Source organism: Proteus sp. PR00208, assembly GCF_016238545.1.
Taxonomy (GTDB): domain Bacteria; phylum Pseudomonadota; class Gammaproteobacteria; order Enterobacterales; family Enterobacteriaceae; genus Proteus.
Window position 1 is genome coordinate 78710 of the sequence record NZ_JAEHQE010000006.1, and the last position, 25217, is coordinate 103926.

At 36.5% G+C, this 25217-nt stretch carries 21 protein-coding genes and 1 tRNA gene; 14 read left to right on the plus strand and 8 right to left on the minus strand.

Annotation, left to right across the window (positions count from 1 at the left end; all coding sequences use genetic code 11):
• Positions 1-54: 54 nt before the first annotated feature.
• Positions 55-930 carry a 4-(cytidine 5'-diphospho)-2-C-methyl-D-erythritol kinase gene (gene ispE / locus JEP36_RS06410; RefSeq protein WP_198629995.1) on the minus strand — a complete coding sequence of 292 codons (876 nt, stop codon included), beginning with the start codon at positions 928-930 and terminating at the stop codon, positions 55-57.
• Complete coding sequence (gene lolB / locus JEP36_RS06415; protein ID WP_109372209.1) at positions 927-1565, minus strand: lipoprotein insertase outer membrane protein LolB; 639 nt, start codon at positions 1563-1565, stop codon at positions 927-929. The genes ispE and lolB overlap by 4 nt, the downstream gene beginning before the upstream one ends.
• A 240-nt stretch (positions 1566-1805) precedes the next feature.
• On the opposite strand from lolB, the gene hemA reads away from it, so the two are divergent.
• From hemA to JEP36_RS06445, 6 genes are read left to right on the plus strand one after another with little or no spacing between them, the layout of a single operon-like run.
• Positions 1806-3068 (plus strand): glutamyl-tRNA reductase, encoded by a 1263-nt coding sequence (gene hemA, locus JEP36_RS06420; protein ID WP_109372210.1) that lies wholly within the window; start codon positions 1806-1808, stop codon positions 3066-3068.
• 28 nt (positions 3069-3096) lie between these two features.
• Positions 3097-4179: a peptide chain release factor 1 gene (gene prfA / locus JEP36_RS06425; protein WP_109372211.1), complete on the plus strand. Its 1083-nt coding sequence runs from the start codon at positions 3097-3099 to the stop codon at positions 4177-4179.
• The gene (prmC, locus tag JEP36_RS06430) at positions 4179-5027 is read left to right on the plus strand and encodes a peptide chain release factor N(5)-glutamine methyltransferase (RefSeq protein WP_198629996.1); all 849 of its coding nucleotides are present in this window, start codon (positions 4179-4181) and stop codon (positions 5025-5027) included. The genes prfA and prmC overlap by 1 nt, the downstream gene beginning before the upstream one ends.
• The gene (sirB1, locus tag JEP36_RS06435) at positions 5011-5820 is read left to right on the plus strand and encodes an invasion regulator SirB1 (protein WP_036913468.1); all 810 of its coding nucleotides are present in this window, start codon (positions 5011-5013) and stop codon (positions 5818-5820) included. The genes prmC and sirB1 overlap by 17 nt, the downstream gene beginning before the upstream one ends.
• Before the next feature lie 57 nt (positions 5821-5877).
• Positions 5878-6732 (plus strand): 3-deoxy-8-phosphooctulonate synthase, encoded by an 855-nt coding sequence (kdsA, locus tag JEP36_RS06440; protein WP_109372214.1) that lies wholly within the window; start codon positions 5878-5880, stop codon positions 6730-6732.
• Between the two features lie 8 nt (positions 6733-6740).
• Entirely contained in the window at positions 6741-7664 is a 924-nt protein-coding gene (locus tag JEP36_RS06445) for a TIGR01212 family radical SAM protein (protein WP_198619974.1), read from the plus strand.
• Positions 7665-7750: 86 nt separating this feature from the next.
• Here JEP36_RS06445 and dauA read toward each other — a convergent pair whose 3' ends face one another.
• The gene (gene dauA / locus JEP36_RS06450; protein WP_196532601.1) at positions 7751-9451 is read right to left on the minus strand and encodes a C4-dicarboxylic acid transporter DauA; all 1701 of its coding nucleotides are present in this window, start codon (positions 9449-9451) and stop codon (positions 7751-7753) included.
• A gap of 579 nt (positions 9452-10030) precedes the next feature.
• Positions 10031-10118, minus strand: a tRNA-Ser gene (locus JEP36_RS06455).
• A gap of 317 nt (positions 10119-10435) precedes the next feature.
• Here JEP36_RS06455 and ghrA point away from each other — a divergent pair.
• The 4 genes from ghrA (at position 10436) to JEP36_RS06475 (ending at position 16118) form a co-directional block, all read left to right on the plus strand.
• On the plus strand, positions 10436-11377 hold the full coding sequence (ghrA, locus tag JEP36_RS06460; RefSeq protein ID WP_198629997.1) for a glyoxylate/hydroxypyruvate reductase GhrA: 942 nt from the start codon (positions 10436-10438) through the stop codon (positions 11375-11377).
• A 197-nt stretch (positions 11378-11574) separates the two neighbouring features.
• Positions 11575-14484: a hypothetical protein gene (locus JEP36_RS06465; protein ID WP_198629998.1), complete on the plus strand. Its 2910-nt coding sequence runs from the start codon at positions 11575-11577 to the stop codon at positions 14482-14484.
• A 237-nt stretch (positions 14485-14721) separates the two neighbouring features.
• The gene (locus JEP36_RS06470) at positions 14722-15330 is read left to right on the plus strand and encodes a 2OG-Fe(II) oxygenase (RefSeq protein ID WP_198619978.1); all 609 of its coding nucleotides are present in this window, start codon (positions 14722-14724) and stop codon (positions 15328-15330) included.
• 215 nt (positions 15331-15545) lie between these two features.
• Positions 15546-16118, plus strand: a complete 573-nt coding sequence (locus tag JEP36_RS06475) for a TorD/DmsD family molecular chaperone (protein ID WP_198629999.1) — start codon at positions 15546-15548, stop codon at positions 16116-16118.
• 109 nt (positions 16119-16227) lie between these two features.
• Here JEP36_RS06475 and JEP36_RS06480 read toward each other — a convergent pair whose 3' ends face one another.
• Together JEP36_RS06480 and mdtH are read right to left on the minus strand one after the other, a co-directional pair.
• Positions 16228-16782 (minus strand): lipoprotein, encoded by a 555-nt coding sequence (locus JEP36_RS06480; protein WP_198619980.1) that lies wholly within the window; start codon positions 16780-16782, stop codon positions 16228-16230.
• A 42-nt stretch (positions 16783-16824) separates the two neighbouring features.
• The gene (mdtH, locus tag JEP36_RS06485) at positions 16825-18027 is read right to left on the minus strand and encodes a multidrug efflux MFS transporter MdtH (RefSeq protein WP_198619981.1); all 1203 of its coding nucleotides are present in this window, start codon (positions 18025-18027) and stop codon (positions 16825-16827) included.
• A 197-nt stretch (positions 18028-18224) separates the two neighbouring features.
• On the opposite strand from mdtH, the gene rimJ reads away from it, so the two are divergent.
• Positions 18225-18806 carry a ribosomal protein S5-alanine N-acetyltransferase gene (gene rimJ / locus JEP36_RS06490; RefSeq protein ID WP_109372222.1) on the plus strand — a complete coding sequence of 194 codons (582 nt, stop codon included), beginning with the start codon at positions 18225-18227 and terminating at the stop codon, positions 18804-18806.
• A 95-nt stretch (positions 18807-18901) separates the two neighbouring features.
• On the opposite strand, the gene JEP36_RS06495 is transcribed toward rimJ, so the two are convergent.
• Positions 18902-19549: a GNAT family N-acetyltransferase gene (locus tag JEP36_RS06495; RefSeq protein ID WP_198630000.1), complete on the minus strand. Its 648-nt coding sequence runs from the start codon at positions 19547-19549 to the stop codon at positions 18902-18904.
• Positions 19550-19653: 104 nt separating this feature from the next.
• Between JEP36_RS06495 and JEP36_RS06500 the strand changes: the two genes are divergently transcribed.
• From JEP36_RS06500 to JEP36_RS06510, 3 genes are all read left to right on the plus strand, one after another.
• Positions 19654-20250, plus strand: a complete 597-nt coding sequence (locus JEP36_RS06500) for a TetR/AcrR family transcriptional regulator (protein ID WP_196532607.1) — start codon at positions 19654-19656, stop codon at positions 20248-20250.
• A gap of 144 nt (positions 20251-20394) precedes the next feature.
• On the plus strand, positions 20395-21930 hold the full coding sequence (murJ, locus tag JEP36_RS06505; protein WP_198619983.1) for a murein biosynthesis integral membrane protein MurJ: 1536 nt from the start codon (positions 20395-20397) through the stop codon (positions 21928-21930).
• A gap of 1023 nt (positions 21931-22953) precedes the next feature.
• Positions 22954-23226, plus strand: coding sequence for a hypothetical protein (locus tag JEP36_RS06510; RefSeq protein WP_198619984.1), 273 nt, complete (start codon positions 22954-22956; stop codon positions 23224-23226).
• 142 nt (positions 23227-23368) lie between these two features.
• Here the strand turns inward: JEP36_RS06510 and argS are convergent, their stop codons facing one another.
• A complete protein-coding gene (gene argS / locus JEP36_RS06515) occupies positions 23369-25099 on the minus strand; it encodes an arginine--tRNA ligase (protein ID WP_160230397.1) in 1731 nt (576 codons plus the stop codon).
• Positions 25100-25217: the final 118 nt, after the last annotated feature.

Consider the following 25217-nt stretch of genomic DNA (forward strand, 5'->3'; position numbering starts at 1 on the left):
TATTGTTGACCTGTAAAGAACGTGTTTATGAACATAGGGTTTGTAAACATCATCTTACGGGTGCAATAACACAGGTATCCTTGAGCGGAATAAATGCAGAGGAGAAATGTTGACGCCTTGCGCTACAAATCCATGCACCCACTCAGGGGCGTTAATTAACACTTCACTGGCGGCAACTTGTGAGTCGAACTCGCCGAACACACAGGCACCTGTCCCAGTTAAGCGTGACGGTGCATATTCTAACAGCCACGAAAGCAGATATTCAACCTCACGAAAACGTTTTCTTGCGATCATTTCACAGTCATTTGCAAACGGAGCCTTTAATAATGCGCCAAGAGAGCGAATAGGAGAATTACGTTTTAATTCTGGATCTGTGAAGATTGTCGGTGTTGGAATGGAAATTCCGGGATGTGCGACTAAATACCATTGCTCTTTTGGCTCTGCGGGGGTCAAAATTTCACCAACGCCTTCGGCGAACGCTGCATGACCTTTTACAAAAACAGGGACGTCTGCACCTAAACTAACGCCTAATTCAGCTAACGTTTCATCACTTAAACCGGCTTGCCAATGGTAATTAAGTGCAATTAATGTGGTTGCCGCGTTAGAGGAGCCTCCACCTAAACCACCTCCCATAGGCAGTTTTTTATCAACACTGATATCTGCACCGTGATACTGCAAAGAAATATTATGTTGTTGACAATAATCACGCAGTAATTTAGCGGCTTTAATAATTAAATTATCTTTATCTTCTACGCCATCAATCGGCGTCAAGATAGTTAACTGGGTATCATCACGAGGTGTAATGGTTAATGTATCGCCATAATCTAAAAACTGAAATAACGTTTGCAGATTGTGATAACCATCAGGGCGTTTTCCCGTAATGTAGAGAAAAAGATTTAATTTGGCAGGAGAAGGCCAACTTAGTGTCATTGCTGTATATCCCAGTTATCCATTTTTAATTTGATAGTGCGTTCACCTTGTTTTAGCTCAAGGCGTTGTGGCAGGTTGGGTGTGGTACTTGAATCATAAGCTTGGTAAGTCACAATCCAATCGCCTTCAGGTGCAGGTAATGTGACAGATTTTAATAAATGATTAGCATCTAACTCGAAATCAGTTGCATCACCTGGTAAACCCACAAGCCAAGCACGCAGATTTTTCAGTGGAATAACCATTCCTGTAAGTTGGTAGATCATTTCAGCAGGGTTATCGCTATAATATTTTTTGCCTTTATTATCAGTAACTTCAATTACACCAGGCATAACATTTAAATCGAGTTCTGTTGTACCTAAAGGATTGGTTAACAATAAGCGATAACGCTCATCCGCTTTGTCTTGCCAATAGAATCGGGCATAGGTTTTATTGGTATCTTCAATATAGGCAAAAGCGCCTCGGGTTTCGTATTGTGAAATTTTCTTTAATGCTTGTTGGCGAGCTTGCCATTGCACATCATTATCAGATGCCGAACCTTGAGTCTTTATCTGATTTAGATTACAGGCACTCAGCAACAACGCCGTTAGCGGGATAAGGCGCAGGAGTTGTTTGGTTGAAAAAAAGCGTGAACGCATAGCTGAGACATTCCTTTAATTCGTTATTAGTTAAAAAAAAGAGTATCATAAACCTTATGATATAACGATATTTCGTTAAATTGTGTATAGAAATCTCCTATCACTCAAGTAAGCTCTTTTATTGAATCTGTTCATCAAGTAGAATGTCGGAAATGAAGAGTCCATACTAAATGCGCTGTTTTAGGTTTACACTAAGTCAAGTCGCGAGGCGGTATTTATTCATAACTCGATATAGTTGATATGACGTTATTAGCATTAGGTATTAATCATAAAACAGCCCCCGTTGCTTTACGCGAGAAAGTCTCTTTTTCTCCCGATACCATGGGTGATGCCTTAAATAACCTCTTACAGCAACCCGCTGTTAGAGGCGGTGTTGTGCTGTCTACTTGTAACCGTACTGAGCTCTATCTTAGTATGGAAGACAAAGAAAATAGTCATGAACAGCTTATTCGCTGGTTATGTCAATATCACCAAATAGAGCCAAATGAACTGAAAAGCAGTGTTTATTGGCATCAAGATAATCAAGCTGTCAGCCATTTAATGCGAGTGGCAAGTGGCTTAGATTCTCTAGTATTAGGTGAACCTCAAATATTAGGGCAAGTTAAAAAAGCCTTTGCCGATTCTCAAAGCTATCACTCGCTCTCTTCAGAGCTGGAACGTTTGTTTCAGAAATCTTTTTCAGTTGCGAAAAGAGTGAGAACAGAGACACAAATCGGTGCCAATGCGGTTTCTGTCGCTTTTGCAGCTTGTACGCTAGCGCGTCAAATCTTTGAATCGTTATCTTCTTTGACTATTTTGTTAGTGGGCGCTGGCGAGACAATAGAGTTAGTCGCTCGTCATCTGCGTGAACATCAAGTCAAAAAAATCATCATTGCGAATCGAACAAAAGAGCGTGCTCAACGTTTAGCTAATGAAGTTGATGCCGAAGTGATTACATTATCAGAGATTGATGAATGTCTTTCACAAGCGGATATTGTCATTAGTTCTACGGCAAGCCCATTACCCATTATTGGTAAAGGAATGGTTGAAAGGGCGCTTAAAAAACGTCGTAATCAGCCAATGTTGCTGGTGGATATTGCAGTTCCCCGTGATATTGAACAAGATGTTGAAAAGCTAAATAACGTTTATCTTTATAGCGTTGATGATTTAGAAGCGATTATTCAACATAACCGAGAACAACGCCAAGCAGCAGCAATTCAAGCAGAACATATTGTCCAGCAAGAAAGTGGGCAATTTATGGATTGGCTACGGGCACAAGGTGCTGTGGGTGCGATTCGAGAATATCGAGACAGTGCTGAAATGTTACGTGCAGAAATGACAGAAAAAGCTATCACATTGATACAAAACGGAGCGGATGCAGAAAAAGTTATCCAACAGCTCTCTCATCAATTGATGAATCGCCTTATTCACACACCAACAAAATCTCTTCAACAGGCTGCCAGTGATGGTGATATTGAACGCCTGAATCTATTACGTGAAAGTTTGGGTATTACCCATAATTAACTTTGTCTAACAGGATCTTAATCTACGAATGAAGCCTTCTATTGTCGCTAAGTTGGAAGCTCTACAAGAGCGTTATGAAGAAATTCAGGCACTTCTGTCAGAAGCTGATGTTATTGCCTCTCAGGAGCGTTTTCGTGCGCTTTCAAAAGAATACTCTCAATTAACTGACGTCACGGCTTGTTTTAGCCAATGGCGACAAGTGCAAGACGACATCGAAGCAGCAGAAATGATGCTTGATGATCCTGAAATGAAAGAGATGGCACAAGAAGAGCTGAAAGAAGCGCGAGCATTAAATGATGATTTAGAACAACAGTTACAAGTACTGTTGTTACCTAAAGATCCTGATGATGAATTTAACTGTTTCCTTGAAATTCGTGCAGGAACAGGCGGCGATGAAGCAGCATTATTTGCGGGTGATTTATTCCGTATGTATAGCCGTTATGCAGAATCACGTCGCTGGCGTATTGAAGTCATGAATGCTAACGAAGGTGAGCATGGTGGCTATAAAGAAGTTATTGCAAAAGTTGTGGGTGATGGCGCTTATGGTGTATTGAAATTTGAATCAGGCGGTCACCGTGTTCAACGTGTACCAGAAACAGAATCTCAAGGCCGTATTCATACTTCTGCTTGTACGGTTGCCGTATTAGCTGAAGTGCCAGAAGCTGAATTACCTGAAATCAGTCCAAGTGACTTACGTATAGATACATTCCGTTCTTCAGGGGCGGGTGGTCAGCACGTTAACACCACTGATTCTGCTATCCGTATTACGCATATTCCAACAGGAATTGTGGTGGAATGTCAGGATGAACGTTCACAGCACAAAAATAAAGCTAAAGCGATGTCTGTATTAGGTGCACGTATTCGTGCGGCTGAAATGCAAAAACGCCAAGAAGCAGAAGCTTCTGAACGTCGTAACTTATTGGGTTCTGGTGACCGTTCTGACCGAATCAGAACGTACAACTTCCCGCAAGGTCGTGTAACTGATCACCGTATCAACCTCACATTTTATCGCTTAGATGAAGTGATGGAAGGAAAGTTAGATCCATTAATTCAGCCTATCGTGACCGAATATCAAGCGGATCAGCTTTCTGCACTTTCTGAGTTGAATTAATGAATTATGAACAATGGCTGCGTAAAGCAGCCTTGCAATTAATTGAAAGTGACAGCCCTAAACGCGATGCTGAGATTTTACTTGGGTACGTAACACAACGTACCCGTACTTATTTAATTGCCTTTAATGAAACGGTACTTTCGTCAGACGAGTTAGCGCAATTGTCACAATTACTTGCTCGACGCATTAAAGGTGAGCCCATCGCGTATTTAGTGGGTGAAAGGGAGTTTTGGTCATTGCCGTTAAAAGTGTCACCCGCAACATTAATCCCCCGTCCTGATACCGAATGTCTTGTTGAAAAAGCGTTAGAAAAACTCCCATTGGAACCAACAAAAATTCTTGATTTAGGAACAGGAACAGGTGCTATTGCGCTCGCAATGGCATCTGAGCGCCCAGATTGTCATATTATTGGTGTGGATTTTCAAGCTGAAGCCGTGGCATTAGCACAAGAGAATGCGACCAATTTAGCATTAACCAACACAGAATTTATGGAAAGTTGTTGGTTTAGTTCACTCTCTGGGTATCAATTTGGTATGATAATCAGTAATCCTCCTTACATAGATGAAAATGATGAGCATATTCATCAAGGGGATGTTCGTTTTGAACCTTTAACTGCATTAGTTGCTGGCAAAAATGGGTTTGCTGATATCGAAATTATCATTGAAACTGCTCGACAGTTTTTAACTGATAATGGATGGGTATTACTGGAACACGGTTGGCAACAAGGCGAAGGTGTACGCAATATTTTTATTGATAAGGGTTACTGCTGTGTGGAAACTTTCCGTGATTATGGCGGTAATGAGCGAGTGACAGTAGGTCGTTGGAATTATGATAGAAACCATAGCTGATTACGAATTTAATAAAGCCCCTTTAGTTAAGGGCATGATCCTTATCTCTCAGGCTATTCGACCTGATTTTCCAACCACTTCTGTTGGTTATCAACTGGCGCAGTTAGTTGAACAAGCAGAAGCTGAAATTCCTCAACAAGGAAATACTAAAGAGCAGATAGAAGCATTGCTAAAACTGTTTTATAAGCAGTGGCACTTTAGTGGTGCAAGTGGCAAATATTGCCTTTCTGATACTTTATGGTTAGATAAAGTATTAGCGACTCATGTAGGCTCTCCTGTTTCACTGGGTTCGATTCTTATTTATATCGCACAAGCGTTAAATTTACCGTTAGTACCAGTTATCTTTCCTACACAACTTATTATCAGAATAGATATTCCTAATGAACAACCGCTATTTTTAAACCCAATAAATGGTGAATATCTATCGCAACATACCTTAGAAGTTTGGTTAAAAGGGAATGTAGGTAGCTCTTCTGTACTATTAGAGGCAGATTTAGAAGAATCAGAATACAGTTCTATTATTCGTAAACTTTTGGATACATTGAAAGTTTCTTTAATGGAAGAAAAGAATATGGAGCAAGCATTAAAAGCCAGTGAAACGGTATTAATGTTTGATCCTGAAGATCCTTACGAAATACGTGATCGCGGACTTATTTTTGCTCAGTTAGAGTGCAACCATGTGGCAATATCTGACCTAAACTATTTTGTTGAGCAATGCCCTGAAGATCCTATTTCAGAGATGATCAAAATCCAAATTCATTCGATAGAACAAAATCCTATTGTTCTCCATTAAAAATTTAAGAAACGTACTTAATTAACACAGTACATTACAAACAGTATAGGGATAAATATGCAACATAAAGTGGTGAATATTGGTGATATCAAGGTAGCAAACGACCTGCCATTTGTGCTTTTTGGTGGCATGAATGTATTAGAATCGCGCGATTTAGCCATGCGTATTTGTGAGCATTACGTCACTGTCACTCAAAAACTGAATATTCCTTATGTATTCAAAGCCTCTTTTGATAAAGCAAACCGTTCTTCAATCCACTCTTACCGTGGTCCGGGCTTAGAAGAAGGGATGAAAATTTTCCAAGAGTTAAAAGAAACTTTTGGCGTTAAAATTATTACTGACGTTCATGAAGCTGCACAAGCTCAGCCTGTATCAGAAGTTGTCGATGTTATTCAATTACCTGCATTTTTAGCTCGTCAAACTGATCTTGTTGAAGCGATGGCAAAAACGGGTGCTGTGATCAACGTGAAAAAACCTCAGTTTGTAAGCCCTGGTCAAATGGGAAATATCGTCGATAAATTTAAAGAAGGCGGCAACGACCAAGTTATTCTATGTGATCGCGGCAGTAACTTTGGCTACGATAACTTAGTAGTTGATATGTTAGGTTTCCACGTTATGATGCAGGCTTCTCAAGGCGCACCCGTTATTTTTGACGTAACACATTCACTGCAATGCCGTGACCCATTTGGTGCAGCATCAGGTGGACGCCGTGCACAAGTTGCAGAACTAGCTCGTGCAGGTATGGCGGTTGGTCTTGCAGGTCTATTCCTTGAAGCTCATCCAGATCCAGATAATGCTCGTTGTGATGGCCCATCAGCGTTACCACTGGCTAAATTAGAGCCTTTCCTAGCGCAAATTAAAGCGATTGATGAAGTGGTAAAAAGTTTCCCAGAGCTAGATACCAGCAAATAAAATGCATTATGCAACTTCATACGGTTGTTAATATGTTCGGCGCTGATCTTCAGCGCCGTTATCACGAAAAAATTCATAAAATCACCCTTCATGGCGGTTTCAACTGTCCTAATCGAGATGGCACATTGGGGCGAGGTGGCTGTACTTTTTGTAATGTCTCTTCTTTTGCTGATGAGCAAACGCAATATCACTCCATTGAAGAACAAATTGCATTACAAGCTAAAAATATTAACCGCGCACACCGTTATCTTGCTTATTTTCAAGCCTATACCAGTACTTATGCCGAAGTAGAATACTTACGTACCTTATATGAAACCGCATTATTACAAGCGGATATGGTGGGGTTATGTGTGGGAACTCGACCAGATTGTGTTCCTGTTAGCGTATTAGATTTATTACAAGGTTATCGTGATAAAGGCTATGAAGTATGGTTAGAACTCGGTTTACAAACGGCTCATGATAAAACATTAAAGCATATTAATCGTGGGCATGATTTTCAATGTTATCAAGCGACGACTCGCGAAGCTCGCCGTCGTGGTTTAAAAGTATGCACACATCTTATTGTTGGACTGCCACGAGAAGATCATCTGCTTAATATGCAAACATTAGAGCGTGTGGTTGAGACAGGCACTGATGGGCTTAAATTGCATCCTTTACATATTGTCGAAGGCAGTACGATAGCTAAAGCGTGGAAAGCGGGGCGAATAAACGCATTAACACAAGAACAATATGTTTATACCGCGGGTGAGATGATCCGCCATACTCCTCCTGACATTATTTATCACCGCGTATGTGCCAGTGCCAGAAAACCCACTTTATTAGCCCCAGAGTGGTGTGAAAACCATTGGTTGGGTATGAATGCACTTTATCAAGATTTATTAAAAAAAGGTGTGCAAGGAAGTGGAATAGGTAAAGCATTTATTCCTTATTAAGTGAATTACTCATAATTAAAAACGCCCTTAATCTTTATTTAATATTGATTAAAGGCGTTAATTTTTTATCTTAAAAATATAAACAACTACTGAATTAATTCCAGATCATCCAATGCTTTTTGCAATGAAGGATAAAAATTCAGTGTACCTTCAATTGGCGTGACTCTTGCTCTAGCCAGTGTCTTTAATGGCTGGAAAGGTATATCACACACAATCACATGGGTATCGTGTTTTACATCAGTAACGAAATGCTGGAACGCATGTAATCCCCCCGCATCTAATACAGGAACAGCATCCCATTGCATAATAACGGTTTTATAACCTTTACTACGTTCACGTAACTCATTAAAGATACGTTCAGCAGCGGCAAAGAATAATGGACCATTAACACGCACAACTAATAACTGCTTATCATCATCAGTATAAGGGGATTCAGTTATTTTGGTCATATTGGCAATACGACGCATAAATAACAGTGACGCCAACACAATACCGATAGTAATTGCAATCACCATGTCAAAGAGAACGGTGAGCGATAAGCATAATACTAAGACAATAATATCGTCTTTAGGGGCATGTCGAATAAGATCAATAACTTTACGTGCTTCGCTCATATTCCATGCAACAATTAACAGCAATGCTGACATTGCGGCTAAAGGTAAATAAGAAAGAAAAGGAGCTAATACAAGTAAAGTTAGCAACACCAACAACGAGTGAACAATAGCAGAAACTGGCGATGTTGCGCCCGCACGCACGTTAGCTGCTGAACGAGCAATAGCGGCAGTTGCTGTAATACCACCAAAGAAAGGTGCGACAATATTACCAATCCCTTGTCCCACTAATTCACCATTAGAGTGATGTTTTTTGCCTGTCATGCCATCAAGTACAACCGCACATAATAACGATTCAATTGCACCTAACATTGCCATTGAAAAGGCTGCGGGTAATAAAGCAGAGACAGTGCTCCAATTTAATTCAAGTGATGAACCTGAACTTGGTAAATTCCAAGGTAAAACAAATTGGGGCAAAATAGGTGGAATACCTTGCCCTGTTGTACCATTAGGAAGCATATAGCTAAATTGCGAGCCAATTGTTGCAACGTCATGACCGAACATATTCACAATACCCATTACCGCAGTACCTGCGATTAAAGCAGGTAGGTGCCCAGGTAAACGTAAATTCAGCTTAGGCCAATAAATTAAAACAAACAGAGTTGTCAGACCAATAAGCGTATCACCAATATGAATAGTCGGTAATGCAGAGCCTAAAGCAATAACTTTATCTATATAGGTTTCTGGCACATGTGCTAATTCAAGACCAAAAAAGTCTTTTACTTGCATCGTGGCAATTGTAATAGCAATCCCTGAGGTAAATCCAAGTGTTACAGAAACAGGAATATACTCGATAAGCTTACCAAAACGAGCTAATCCCATAACCACTAAGATCACGCCAGACATAAGCGTAGCAATCAATAAGCCACTTAAACCAAATTGTTGTGATACAGGATAAAGGATCACAACAAATGCGGCAGTAGGGCCTGAAACGCTGTATCGTGAGCCACCAGAAACAGCAATAACTATACCGGCAATAGCTGCGGTATAAAGACCGTATTGCGGAGGAACACCGCTACCAATTGCCAGAGCCATGGCTAAAGGTATCGCGATAATTCCGACGGTGATCCCTGCAATAATATCTTTTAATAAACGCGCAAAAGAGTAAGGCTCTTTTACACATGCATCAATAAATGCACTAAAGGGGCGAACCCGGTTAACTTTATGAGTTTTCATTTAGGATTAAACCAAAATAAGAAGTCAGATGCCGAATAACGGCGATAAGGAAAAGAGAGGATATCGCTTTTATTCGCTGATAATAATGTGATACATCAAATTATTAATGCATATCTTAAGGCTTAGTAGAAATAAAATCAATTAAACTAATAAGTTAACATAAATAGATAATGTAATGTATCTTATTGTATTTATTCTGTTGCTTGCTTGAAAATAAAGTTTAAATTTATTTTAAAACTATAAAAAGCGTTTTATTTTAGAATAAATGTCGTTTATAGATAGGATAATAAAAACCTTTTTATGTCATAAAAATCGGATAGACATAAATAACAACTAGATAAGTTGTTTTGATTCATTAAAATTAATTATCAGAGATTATTAAGTGATAAGGAATTATTAAATAAAACGATTAAGCAAAAAAGTAAAATAAAAAATGCTTTGTATACTAACCATAATCTAATCAAAAAAAGAAGAGTGATGGATATAAATAACTCAGTGAAGAAAAACGAGACTAAAAGTGTATGTTTTTAGAACAAAAAAATAGAGCCTAGCTAAAAAACTAGGCTCTATCTTAGAATATGGCGGTGAGAGAGGGATTCGAACCCTCGATACGTTGCCGTATACACACTTTCCAGGCGTGCTCCTTCAGCCTCTCGGACATCTCACCGTATTGTTTGTTGGATATGTACTTAACATCTCTCAACGGGGCGCTACTATAGGGAAAAGGAGCATAAGCGTCAACAGCTAAATGCATTTTTCCTTTAACTTTTCTATTAAGCAGTCAAATAAAAAACAATATGCACAAATGCTAGACAAATTATACAGTAAACCAATACACGTATAGATTGGCGTATTGAAAAAAGAATGGATATTTTCGTTAACTGGTTAACATTCTCAACATTTTTATTAACAACTTATACAAAGAGACTTGAAATAAGAACGCAACCCTCGCACCCTATGATAAAAATGCTGGAGGAAGGCAAAATGAATATTATTTATTATCATCCTTTTTTTGACGCAGAAACATGGATCAACGGTATGAAGGCGCGTTTGCCTGATGCCAATATACGCATTTGGGAACCTAGCGATAATCAACCTGCTGATTACGCCATGGTTTGGCTTCCTCCTTATGAAATGCTTGCAAGTCGTAATCACCTTAAAGGTATTTTTGCGTTAGGGGCAGGTGTTGATGCTATTTTAAAACAAGAACAGCAAAAGCCCGGCACATTGCCAACAGGTGTTCCTGTTATGCGTTTAGAAGACACTGGTATGGGGCTTCAAATGCAAGAATATGCCATTGCTAAAGTGATGTATTACTTTCGCCGTATGGATGATTATAAACGCCAACAATCACAACGTTTATGGAAACAGCTTCCTGCACACTCTTATGATAATTTTGTGATTGGTGTTTTAGGTGCTGGCGCTTTAGGCGGTAGTGTCGCAACTAAACTTGCGGAATTAGGTTTTAAAGTTCGTTGCTGGAGTCGCAGTGAAAAACAAATTAAAAATGTTGAAAGTTTTTATGGCAAAGAGCAACTCAGTAATTTTCTCAAAGAGTGTAATTTGCTGATTAACTTATTGCCTTATACGCCTGAAACGCATGGTATCTTGAATTTTTCACTCTTTGAGCAATTAAAACCGTCTTCTTATTTAATTAATCTTGCTCGTGGTGCGCATTTAGTCGATCAAGATTTATTAGAAGCCATAGATCAAGGCTATATTGCTGATGCAACACTTGATGTTTTTGCTCAGGAGCCTTTAGCGGGTATGCACCCATTCTGGACTCATCCTCGTATTTCTATTACGCCACATATTGCGGCTTTTACCATTCCTTCTATTGCAATGGATACGATTGTTGAAAATATTCAGAGAATTGAAAAAGGAGAAGCACCATTTGGTGTGGTTGATATGAAGAGTGGTTACTAAGTCTATTTTATTTATATTTTAATTTTAGATAATAGGCGACAAACTTTAGTTTGTTGCCTATTTTTTTGTCTGAGCTTTCAAAAAAAGTACTTTTTTTGATTATTATATAATGTCATAAAAATCTGGTTGTAAAAAGATATCGTTTGCAGATTATCTTATTAATTATTACCTCATGATTTGAATGTAATGAGGTATACATGAATAATAAAATAGAGATAATTCCTAGTAAACTAATACCTATGGGTACTTTTTATGGGAAAAAAGAGAAAACTTCAATAGAAGGGCTAGCTAATAGTAATAGTATCTACCATAAAAATCATGATAAACAAAAAAGAGAAAAGCAATTTAGCTTAAATAATGCTAATAACTATGTATATTTAGGATCAACAAATACACCTTTGTTTAATAATATGGGGATCACACTTTCAGATGATGGTTCCTTAATTTTAATTAAAGGTAAAACACATGACTTATTTACAGGATTATATCAAAAACACTTTAAAGGAGGGTTTAAATATAATGTTTTTAATATAGAATCTCAAAGTGGTGATAATATGAAATTCAAAGAGCTTTATGTTGATTCTAATGGTTTTTTGATTGGAAATAAATATAGCAATATAGATAATAGTAGTGACCTTTATAAAATTAAATTTAACAGAGTCGAAAATGAATATAGTTTAAATGATGTCTCATCAAATACTATTGGGAGTAACTTTATCGTTGAGTATGAAAAATATATAGTTGACGATAACCTAAAGCCAGAATTATCAAGTATCAATAATATTGCAGAATCAAAAGAGAATAATATATTAAAAATTAATCGTGAAGGTCTAAATATTACAATTGAAGTTAAAGATAACCAACTTTTTACATCTGGATTGCCTGCGATATTAAAATCAATAGATGATCAAACTGACAGTGCTAAAACTGAACATGATATTAAAATTGAAAAGCATAAAATAAAAATTCCATTAAAGAATACAGATAAAATATTAGCAATAAAACCAATATTAAATCAAATCCAACTCGTTGTGGATAAAGGTAATAAAATAAAAATATACTACCTTGACCCTTTGAATATTTTTGCGGTTAAAGATTATCAGTATGAGGTTACTCGTTTAAAACAGGAGCCACCTTTATCATTTTACTCAATGGTAGGTGAGAATAATTATAATAATTATCATTCTGGGCAGCCATTTTCTACTCAAACAATAGGTAATTTCAGTAGCCAACATATTCCTTTTTTCTCTTCTTTTATTGATAATTCTAGATTACATATTAGTAAAGCTAAAGAGCAATATGCATTAAAAAAATATAAAGCAATGATGAAAAATATTGCAAAAGCTGTTGATCCTGGTTTTAGAGGATTATTTTGTAATATAAAACAGCTTATTAATTCTTCAACCTCTGCATATAACAGCAAGCCAATGGCATTATATGGTATTAAAGAAAATATAGGAAAAAGCTATGATGTGTTAAATCGTATAGTTAAAGGTGTCAAAAATGGTGTAACACAAGGTGATGTGATTTATTCATTAGTAAAAGACCTTAAAGAGAAAGAAAATATTACAATTAACCACCATAATGATGTTAAAGCTTTTTTTGGTATTAATGCTTTTCAACTGCCAAATAATATAGGGATTAACGCCTTTCTATTAGCTTCTTATGTAAAGTCGCACTCTATCACATTATCAAAAAGTGAAGATAATAAGATCACTTTTTCTTTTATTAATAATAATAAGAATCTTTTTGTTGCAGGCTTATCTGCGGGTATTGGTGGGTATGAAAAAAGATGGGATTTAGAAAATGTTGACTATGGCTTTGTTACTCCAGTCATGGCAAGTGCTTTATTAAGTGCCACTTATACTAAAAAATCTAATTTTTCATTTAGCCTTGATATTAATAATATTTCAGAATTTATTAATCAAGGGTTAAATCAAAGTGAAAATGAATTAATCGATAAATCTACCCTTGAAATTGATCAAGGCATAAGCATCTCAATGGGTGTTGAGGCAAGAAATGAAGTGAGTTTTGATGTTGATGTCATGGTTAATCCCAATATGGAACTAACTGTACCCAGAAATGCTATTGGTATAAACTTTATTTTCAATTTATTAAAGTTAAATTTAAATATTAATAAATTTATCGATTATGGTAAAACAGATATTACAAAAAAAACAAAAAGGCTTGATCTCAACTTATTAGAACTTGGTGTTGATATTTATCGTGATTTGAAGTTTACGCCTTCTACAACGAATGCTGATAATGTTATTCAGTGGTATCCATTAACGTCCGTAAAAGATTTCGAATTAATGGTGAAAAAAAGAATAAATAGCTTATTAAGTTTTACACTTTTTAAAAGTGAGAAATTAATAAGCGCAGAAAAATTGGATCAAGATAAAAAAGATATAAAAGGAATTTATAAAAGAGTATTAAAAATAAATAGATTATTAGAAAAATATCCAGAGAGATATCATCTTTCTAATAGTATATCTAAATTGGATAGCATCTATTTAAATTTATCATCAGATAAAAAAGCAATTAATAAATTAAAAGATGATAGTAATAAAAAATCTATTACTGTTCTATCTCAAAGTAAAGAAGATATTTTTCAGGATCAAATAACAAAAGAAAATAGACAATATAACATTGATCGTTTTTTATCCTCATTAAAGGAAAGAAAAGAGACATTGTCTTCTCAAACAAAAGATAATATGAATGAAAAATTTAAGCCTTATTTTACAGCAAATTATCAGCTAAATAGACAGGGGCGCTCACTGCGTTCTGATTTACAAAATGAAATAAATCAATTTGTTGAAGAGAGTAGAAATTCTGAACAGATTGATTTAAATAAAATCAAAGAAAAACTGGATGATTTATATACTAGATATAAACAGCAGTTTACTCAGGTTGAATATCAAATTGCCTCTACAGATATTAAATCTGTTAGTGAGCTTTCGTACAAAAAGAAGACATTGCCGACAGGGTTTGTGCGATTAGGAAATAAAAAAGCGATTATACATACTCAAGTTAAAGGGAATATTAATTATATTTATAATGAAGATGAAGAGCGAATGGATAAAATATCAACTAGTTATTATTACTAAGTAAATCATTCATTTTGTTTATTATTAGTGTAATGTAACTTATAAAATCACCCTTGAAAAAATGAGGGTTTGAAAAAGATAAGCAGTGTTAAGTTTTGTTTGATCTATTATTTTTGATTTTTATGAGATTTATCTCTAATTAATTGATGTTATCGAAAAGATAAGTTTATTAAATTGTCATTTTGCTTAACTTGGTGATATAAGGTAGTTTCCCATGTTTATCAGACAATATACTTAATGAATATAGCAGAACTTCTTGAGCAAATAGCAGAGAAAGGATGGTGTGTATGGGATGATTTCCTCACACCAGAGGCTGTTCAACAATTGCGCGCTTGTTTTGATGGTAATGCACAACAAGCGCGTATTGGTCGTCATGAGAATCGACTTGCAGAAACAACAATTCGAAGTGATAAAATACGTTGGCTAGAACCTGAAATGGGAATACCCGTTCAGCATTACTTAATGCAAATGGAGTCTATTCAGCGTGCCGTTAACCGAGAGTTTTATTTAGGTCTTTTTGAATACGAAGCACATTTTGCCTGTTATGAGAAAGGCGCTTTTTATAAAAAACACCTCGATGCATTTAAAGAAAATGTCACTCGCCGTTTAACTACCGTGTTGTATCTTAATGAGGCTTGGACAAAAGAAGACGGTGGTGAGTTAGTTATTTATGATTTGGAAGATAAAGAACTGGCAACTGTGGCACCAAAGGGTGGGCGTTTGGTTGTTTTCCTTTCGGAGCAGTTTCCTCATGAAGTCCTTCCTACTAATAAAGAGAGAGTCAGTATTGCTGGTTGGTTTAGAGTAAATGGCGTGCGAGATAACTTTTTAGATATCGCCAGCTAATTAATTGGCAAAATAATTGCTGTTGGAAAATAGCATGGGATTAGGCGCGTTTCTTATATTAAGTAAAAGACTTAATAATAAGAGCGCGCTTTTTCTGTTTTAAGTGATTAGAGATAGTAAGGTTAATATTAACAATAAAAGAGATATGACGAAAAAAGTTGATTTTCTTACTATTAAAAGCACAATAACGCCAAACTTTATGGGGTAAAAATAAAATGAATGAGTTTTCGATTGTTTGTCGTCTTTTAGGTACATTATTTCAACGTGAACCCAATGATCCAATCTTAGCGCCAATTATAAAAATGATTAGTGAAGGGAAACTGAGTCAGCTGTGGCCATTAGAGCAAGATGAACTCTTTAATACGTTAAAAAATAGTGTCAAAGATTTGGCTATTGTTGAAGCTGATTATCAATCTCTTTTTGGTGGTGAAGCACCAACGGTGTCTGTTTATGCCCATGATTATGAAGAGATCAAAGAAGACGATATTCGCCAATTCTTAGTCACAAGAGGGATGCCTGTTGCTGAAAGTGCAACAGACAGTTTTGGCGCTTTATTGCTTGCTGCTTCATGGCTTGAAGATAACTCTGCGGAAGATGAAGTATTAGCACAAATACAATTATTTGATGAATACCTGCTACCTTGGGCTGGAACATTTTTAGGTAAAGTAGAAGCTCATGCAACAAGTGGTTTTTATCGCACATTAGCAGGTATTGCGCGTGGTGCATTATCAGCATTACGCGAAGAACTCTCTGATGATGAAGATAGTGATGAGATAGATGCAGAGTAATATAAATATTTCTTTGTAAAAGTATTTTATTATTCATAAAAAAGGCAAACCATTAGGTTTGCCTTTCTCATTAATCACGATAAATATTTTTAATCAACTCGCGTAACTATTAGAGTTGGATCACAAATTTACCTGGTTTAACTTCAATTCCTTTAGCCAGTTTAAACGCGGCTGCTTCAGCACTGTTTTTTTCTGGATTAAGAACATAAACAGGTTGATTATCAAAGTAAGTTGCGATGGTTGTCTCTAAATAAGGTTTTAATGCTACAACCACTGCATCCATTTTTTCTGGAGAGACTTTGTAACTATCAATAGCCATTGATTTTATGTATATCGCTCCTTTATCAGCTTGATAAGAAGGTTGGCCTGATAACGTAAGCTCAACTTTAGCGTTTGTTTTGCCAAAGAATGAATTAATTGTTAGGTCGGTTGTACCAGAAAGACTAATTTTACCCGGTTCAGTACGACCAATTTGAATGGAAAGATTGCTCAATTTAATATCAGCGGATACAACTTCATCTTCACCAATATGTTTCTGGAGATTTATTTTTTGGCTGATATAGTCATTAATAAGATTTTCACTTACATCAAATTGCTTGAGCTGATCACACCCTGTGACTAAGCTTGTTAATACTAATATAGCTGTTAGAAAAATTACTTTCATAAACACTCCTTGATCATTGATAACTAAGAGTTTACCCGATCTTTAGGGAGTAAGCATGGCTGTTTCTATTTTTTTACGATTAAATTGGCGATGTAATGCATAAAGTGTTATTAAACCTACGGTTCCTAGTAAGAACCAAGGCAATTCAGGCATATCAAATTGATTACCTAAATCATACATCCATCCACCACCGGTATATCCAATTGCACCACCAAATGCTAAGCCTAATCGGCTAAAGCCCATATAACTACCACGAGCGCGAGGATCAGCAAGTGATGCACTTAATGTTTCGCGAGCAGGCTCTGCGGTAATAGTACCAAGATAGAACAGGCCAATAATCAAGAAGATGCTTTGTAATGAATGGATCATACCAACAGGGAACATGCTGATGCTCATTAAAAATAAGCCCGCCATTAAACGTTGTTCTAATTTAAAGCGTTTCTCACTCCAGCGCGCAATAGGATAAAGCAATGTTAAAGAAAGTAGGGCTTCAATAGCATACATCCATTTTACGGCAGTTGGCGTACCCGCAATATCATTGACGATAATAGGAAACATCAACATGACTTGAACGGATAATACAAAATAACCTGTCAGCGTTAAGACATAACTGACAAAGCGTTTATCAAGAAATACGCGTTTTAATCCTTCTTTAATTGGTGTTCGGGTTGTGGATATACGGTAAGCGGGTAATAACCAAGCATTAAATAAGGCGGCGATAACAAAAACACCAGCACCGACCCAGCAGACTAAATGAAAATCATACTGTAATAACCAGCTACCAATGAGTGCACCAATAACGGCACCGGCGCTATCTTGCATTAATAATAAAGAGTAAAAACGACCGCGTTCATAAGGACGGGTTAATTTGATAACTAGCGCTGTGCGAGGTGGATCAAATAAAGTCCCACCTAATGCAGATAAAATGCAAGATAACCAAAGTATCCAAGGTTGATCTGCCATTGCCATTAAAGCAAAACCTGAAGCTCGTAATAACATGCCTGTTATTATCATTGGTTTTGCACCAAAACGGTCTGCAATAGCACCACCAAAAATACCAAGGCCTTGTTGTACTAATTGTCTAAGCCCTAAAGCAAAGCCGACAATAACACCAGCCCAACCTAATTGTTCGACGAAACGAATAGAAATAAGCGGAAAAACGACGAAAAAACCTAAGACAACTAACATATTGTCAACGAGGAGAAAGTATTTACCCAAAGTACGGGCTTGTGTTACCAGCGCCATTACTCACCATCAATAAGCAAATAATTTAAATAAAATAAGGGGGGAATGAAATAATTTATTTCTTCGACTATTCTGTCTCTAAATGTACATAATTCCTAGTAAATTAAAGATGATATTTTTTTATTAAGGTTAGTGGCAGAATAAGAAGAGTTGCTTCAGAATTAGGCTTATTTATATCAAAGGATAATGAGATCGTAATGTTTGGTTATCGTGGCGGAATTCCTAAAATTCGTTTTGAAACACAAAGAATGGTAATTCGTTTAGCATATGAGAGAGATGCTGAAAGACTGGCCGATTATTATACATTAAATCGTCGCTTTTTAATTCCGTGGGAACCCGTAAGAGATAAAACACATTACCTACCCTCTGGTTGGGAACACCGCTTACAATATATGAACGAACTGCACCGACAAGAAAGTGCTTTTCATTTTCTGCTATTAACACAAAATGAAGATGAAATTATTGGTGTTGCTAATTACAGCAATGTTATGCGCGGCGCTTTTAATGCTTGTTTTCTAGGGTATTCAGTGGGTGAAAAATGGCAAGGTCAGGGCTATATGTCGGAAGCCTTAACGGAAACACTTCGTTATATGCAACGACAGCAAGGGATGCATCGTATTATGGCGAATTATATGCCTCATAATTTACGCAGTGGAAACCTATTAGCTAAACATGGTTTTGAACGGGAAGGGTACGCCAAAAACTATCTACAAATTAATCAAGAGTGGCGAGATCACGTACTAACTGCATTAACAACGCGAACTTATTTTAAACGTTAATATTGGTCATCATGGAAGAAAAGCACTGTTTATAATTATATTAAAAATGCCTTATGTCAGTGCTTTTAGCCACTCTTTAATGATAATAGAGATATTTAATAGGTCATTAAGTCGGTTTTTTTCAACATATAGTACCAATGTTGAATATGGAAAATAGACTGTGTTAAGCGTGATGATTCCTCTTTTTCAATATAAAACCCATTCTTTTGATACAAATAAAGTGCACCTTCATGATGAATATCGACATAAAGTGATAAAAACGCTTTTCTCAGAACATCTTTACTATATTGGGTTATCCAATCAAGTATAGCGTAAGCAATACCATGTCCTTGATATGATGATAAAACGGCAATATGAGCCAAATAAGCCTCATTTTCATTTGGTATATAATCAAATAAAGAAAAGAAAATCTTTTGCTTAATATAATGAGCGATACCAAAACGCCAATGATCCAAGAAAGGTGTTTTAATAAAGGGATTTGAAATAAAGTCGTTTTCTTTTATCACCACACAAAATGTTGCAATTATCTTTCCATCATCAATGACAACAAATTGTTGGCTATTTTTTTTACATGCTAATGAATTCCAAATAGCCTCTAATTGCCGACGTTGGTTAGGATTAGTGCTATCAATATTAAATGCGTTCAATTTAAAACGAAATGCTTGTGCAAATAATTGAATAATTTCAGGAGTATCTGAAGGTTCTGCAACACGAAGCTGATAGTGTTCATTAAGTAATTGCATGATATCGTTACTCTGCAATAATAGGGTTAACTTTTTAGACTGTTTAGTCTAGTTGATTGTAGACTAATCAGTCTAATTTATTTTGTCCAGAGATTTTTAATGTTATGAACAAGACTGTTACTGAAAAACAAAAAGCGAAAATGAAGCATATTATTGATGCTGCAATACGTTGCTTTGCTGTAAAAGGTTTTCACTCCACATCAACAGCAGAAATCTGTCATGAAGCAGGTATGAGCCCTGGGAATGTATTTCATTACTTTCCGAATAAGAATTCGATTATTGAGGCGATTGCATTAGAAGATGCACAACTGTTTGACGATATCTTTTGTCGCTATGAAGCCGAAGAAGAGTGTATTCAAGCAATCATCGATTTAATGAAGGAAATTATAGCGCTTTATAATCACCCCGAATATGCGCGCATTAGTATTGAAATTTTTGCTGAAGCATCGCGTAATGCGAGCATTCACGAGATTTTTATTGAAAATGAAAGAAACAACAAACAGCGTTTGATTGCGATGCTGAAAAACGGTATTAAAAAAGGGCAGATAGACTCAACACTTGAGCCAGAGAAAATTGCAACATGGCTGTTAGTCATCGCAGATGGCTCTATGGGAAGAAATATTATCGATCCTGAATTTAATGAGGGTGAGGATCACGTTATGTTGGAATCGATGTTGAGAAAAATGCTGACAAAGCCATAAATAGCTATTTTTTAATCGCTTGGATTAGTCGAAGATAAGCAGAGTCAGCATATTCTTAGCTAATTGAAGATTGATTTTTCGATGTTAGAGACGGAGTATAGTCCCTTTCTTTTTATTCCATTCAACAAAAATTAGAATGACTTTATGAATTTACTTAAATCACTTGCTGCGGTGAGTTCTATGACCTTATTTTCACGGGTACTGGGATTTATTCGTGATGCAATTATTGCGCGTATTTTTGGCGCAGGTATGGCAACAGATGCCTTTTTTGTTGCTTTTAAATTGCCAAACTTATTGCGGCGTATTTTTGCAGAAGGGGCATTTTCTCAAGCATTTGTTCCAATCTTGGCAGAATATAAAAATCAGCAAGGTGAGGAGGCAACGCGTACCTTTATTGCTTACGTTTCGGGTATGCTGACGCTTATTTTAGCCGTGGTCACCGTGATTGGTATTATTGCTGCGCCTTGGGTGATTTATGTTACAGCACCGGGTTTTAGTAGTTCACCTGATAAATTTCAATTAACGACCGATCTATTACGGATCACCTTTCCTTATATTTTTCTTATTTCACTGGCTTCATTGACCGGCTCTATTTTAAATACTTGGAATCGTTTTTCAGTACCCGCTTTTGCACCAACGCTACTCAATGTCAGCATGATCTTTTTCGCTTTAGTGGTCGCACCTTATTGTAATCCTCCTATTATGGCATTGGCGTGGGCGGTTGTTGCTGGGGGAATATTACAACTGGGTTATCAATTACCGCATTTGAAAAAAATCGGTATGCTTGTTTTGCCACGTATTTCATTTAAAAATAGCGGTGTTTGGCGCGTGATGAAACTGATGGGACCTGCTATTTTAGGGGTTTCGGTTAGCCAAATATCGTTAATTATCAATACTATTTTTGCTTCCTTCTTAGTCTCTGGTTCAGTTTCTTGGATGTATTACGCAGATCGTTTGATGGAACTACCGACAGGGGTATTAGGCGTTGCATTAGGTACAATCTTACTTCCTTCATTATCTAAGAGTTTTGCCAGTGGTAATACTGAAGAATATAGAAAATTAATGGATTGGGGATTAAGACTGTGCTTCTTATTAGCACTGCCTTGTACTATTGGTTTAGCGATATTATCTGGGCCTTTAACAGCGTCTTTATTCCAGTATGGTAATTTCAATGCTCATGATGCACTAATGACACAACAAGCGCTAATCGCTTACTGTGTTGGGTTAATGGGACTGATTATCATAAAAATCTTAGCACCAGGGTTTTATTCTCGTCAGGATATTAAAACACCAGTAAAAATTGCGATTGCGACATTAATTCTCACACAATTAATGAACCTTGCATTCATTGGTAGCTTGAAACATGTGGGGCTTGCACTTTCAATAGGTATTGCGGCTTGTTTTAATGCCTCTATGTTGTTTTGGCAGATCCGTAAGAAAAATATCTATCAGCCTTTGGCTGGCTGGCCAGTGTTCTTATTAAAACTTGTTATTGCGCTTGCCGTAATGGGGGCAGTATTAGTTGGAATGTTGTGGATCATGCCAAGTTGGGATACTGGCAATATGCTAATGCGCATCTTACGCTTGTTGTTAGTTGTAGTAGCTGGAGCAGGAAGTTATTTTGTTGCGCTGTATGCACTAGGGTTTAGACCTCGCCATTTCTCACTACGTGCTTTATAACTGATAACATGGACTCCTCGTTTTTGTATAAAAGCGAGGAGTTGCAAAATTAACAATATTTTTTTCAATGTAATTCTCTTCATTTAGATCCTTTCTCTATTTTTAGACTATTTATAATGTTATATAGATCACACTTCTCGCATTTAGTTACGCGGATCTGGCTACCCTTAAAAAGAAAAAATAGTGAGAAAAAAAGCAAAAATCTTTTTTCTCACTATTTTTTTATTAAATTTTTTTTCCAATTTCTAAATGATTTATACAGTTTTTCGGCATCTGAAAGTGTTTTTTAATCGTTATTGATAAGTTTATCTAAACATTAATCATATCGAATATCTTTAGACAATTTGTTTATTAGCAGTGGGATTCTACATAAAGTAAAAAAATAGACACTATATTCTAAGCACTTACGGTTTGACGAATTATCTTTTTTTAGATAAACTCTCTTATGTCGTATAGGTTTAAAAATTGACACATCTGTTAAATATTTCTTACTTAATGATGAGATATTGCAAATATTTCAAAATATTGCAGTATATTTTAAAACATTTAATTTTTTTGATTTAAGACATATTATTATTTCTTTATTCAGGTAGATTAACCGTGACTGTAAAGTTATTTGCTTGTTATCGTTCAGTACTACTGAAAGTGATCATATCTATTTTGTCTGCGCTTCAAATAGGTAACACGATTGCTGGGGATAAGCAGTAAACAATAAGTCGCGTGAATAATGAAATTAATGCTAAATCTATTATTAGTAGATAATTAGATTACTGAAAATTCAGTATGGTACACTAATTATTATTTTCATTTATCCGCCGTTGTTTTCTGTTTTTCCCTCTCTTTTCTAGTCCTTCTCAATATCTCTTATTTTTTTATTAATAGCTCAATAACTCAAATATTTCTCTATTTATTCGTTATACTCAAAGTAGTTATAAATCATTAGGTATTTCTAGTTTAAAGACCACTAAATAATCACTGCGTGATTTTTGGTAAAAATAAAAATAAGAGTGTCAAGGAGCTACTATGAAAAAAGCAATTATCATTTCTGTATCACTAGCTACGTTATTTCTTGCAGGTTGTACTGCTGACGGAAAAATTAATACCTCAAGACTCACTCCAGTTAACTGTATTGGCGTATTCGACAAAACTAATGAGAAGCTTGCTTTCACCGCTAAAGACGTCAATGACCGCTTATACAGCCCTAGTAAGCCAATAGACAGTGTCGATGGTTGGATTGAGGTAAAAGATATTAGAGGGCTATTGTGTCAGGATGTTATAACTGCTAACGAAGATTAATGATTAAATAGCATTGGAAGTTTTATTAAACCATTGTTTGTCGTGTTTTTAGCTATCTTGAATTAAAATTTAACGCATAATAAAAAACCGATGGTTAATACCATCGGTTTTTTTATCACTACTATTTGAAAATAGAGATGAATTACATTCTATCTACTGTTTCAATACCTAAAGTATCCAAACCTTGTTTTAAGGTTCTTGCGGTTAAACGAGCTAGTTTTAGACGACTTTGGCGAGTGTTTTCATCTTCAGCAGATAAGATAGGGCAGTTTTCATAAAAGCCAGAGAAAGCTTGTGCCAGATCGTAAAGATAAGCACACATAACGTGAGGCGTTCCTTCACGAGAAACTTGCATAATCGTCTCATCAAACTGGACTAAACGTAATGCAAGCTGTCTTTCATGGGATTGGGTTAGTGCGATAGGTTGCGTTAACGCATTTTCATCAATTTCTGCACGTTTGAAGATTGAAGCAACACGAGTATAAGCATATTGCATATACGGTGCTGTGTTACCTTCAAAACTTAACATCAGATCCCAATCAAAGATGTAATCTGTGGTACGGTTTTTAGATAAATCAGCGTATTTAACAGCACCAATACCCACAACGCGAGCAACATTATTTAATTCGTCTTTATCCATATCTGGATTTTTTTCAGCGATTAATGCGCGGGCTCTTTCTTGAGCTTCGTCCAGCAAGTCGGTTAAACGAATAGTGCCGCCAGAACGAGTTTTAAACGGACGACCATCTTTACCTAACATCATACCGAACATATGGTGTTCGAGTGACATTGAATCAGGGATGTAGCCTGCTTTACGAACGATTGTCCAAGCTTGCATTAAATGCTGGTGCTGACGAGAGTCGATATAATAAAGCACACGGTCAGCATGTAATGTTTCGTGACGGTATTTTGCACAAGCAATATCTGTCGTTGTATATAGGTAGCCACCGTCTTTTTTCTGAACGATAACACCCATAGGTTCGCCTTCCTTGTTTTTATATTCGTCAAGGAAAACAACCGTTGCGCCTTCACTTTCTACTGCAAGACCTTTTGCTTTTAAATCGGCAACAATACCTGCCAACATTGGGTTATAAAGACTTTCACCCATAATGTCGTCTTCGGTTAATGTGACGTTAAGACGTTGATAAGTCACTTGGTTTTGTTGCATGGTGATATCAACTAATTTACGCCACATTGTACGGCAGTATTCATCACCACTTTGTAATTTCACTACGTAATTACGGGCACGCTCTGCGAATACTTCATCTTCATCATAGTGTTTTTTCGCTTCACGATAGAACTCTTCGAGATCAGATAACGCCATATCAGCGGCATTTTCATTCTGTTTTTTCTCTAAATACGCAATCAACATACCAAATTGCGTACCCCAATCACCAAGGTGATTAGCACGAATAACATTATGACCTAAGAAAGATAAAGTACGCGCACTTGCATCACCAATAATGGTTGAGCGTAAGTGACCAACGTGCATCTGTTTTGCAACGTTCGGAGATGAATAGTCGATAACAATAGTTTGAGGTTCGACGGGTGTTACGTTTAGATGTTCATCTGCTAATGCGTCTTCAGCTTGCTTTGCAACCCATTGTGGAGATAAAAAGATATTGATGAAACCTGGGCCTGCGATTTCAACTTTATCTGCAACATCTGTAATATCGAGCTTTTCTAGGATCTTTTCTGCGAGTTGTCGGGGTGGGATCCCCATTTTTTTTGCAGCTCCCATGACACCATTTGCCTGATAGTCACCAAATTGTACTTTGGCTGACTGACGGACAAGAGGTTCGCTATCAGCGGGTGCGCCAGCAGCACACATTGCCACACTGATTTTTTCTGAAAGAAAAGCCTGAATATTCACCGGGTTACCTTAAATTATTGAGAAAATAAAACCTGACGACAAAAGTCTGACAGGTTTCTTATAAAGAATTAGGATTAACCTTGAATTTATAACATATTCCGGCTAGAACATGCTACCA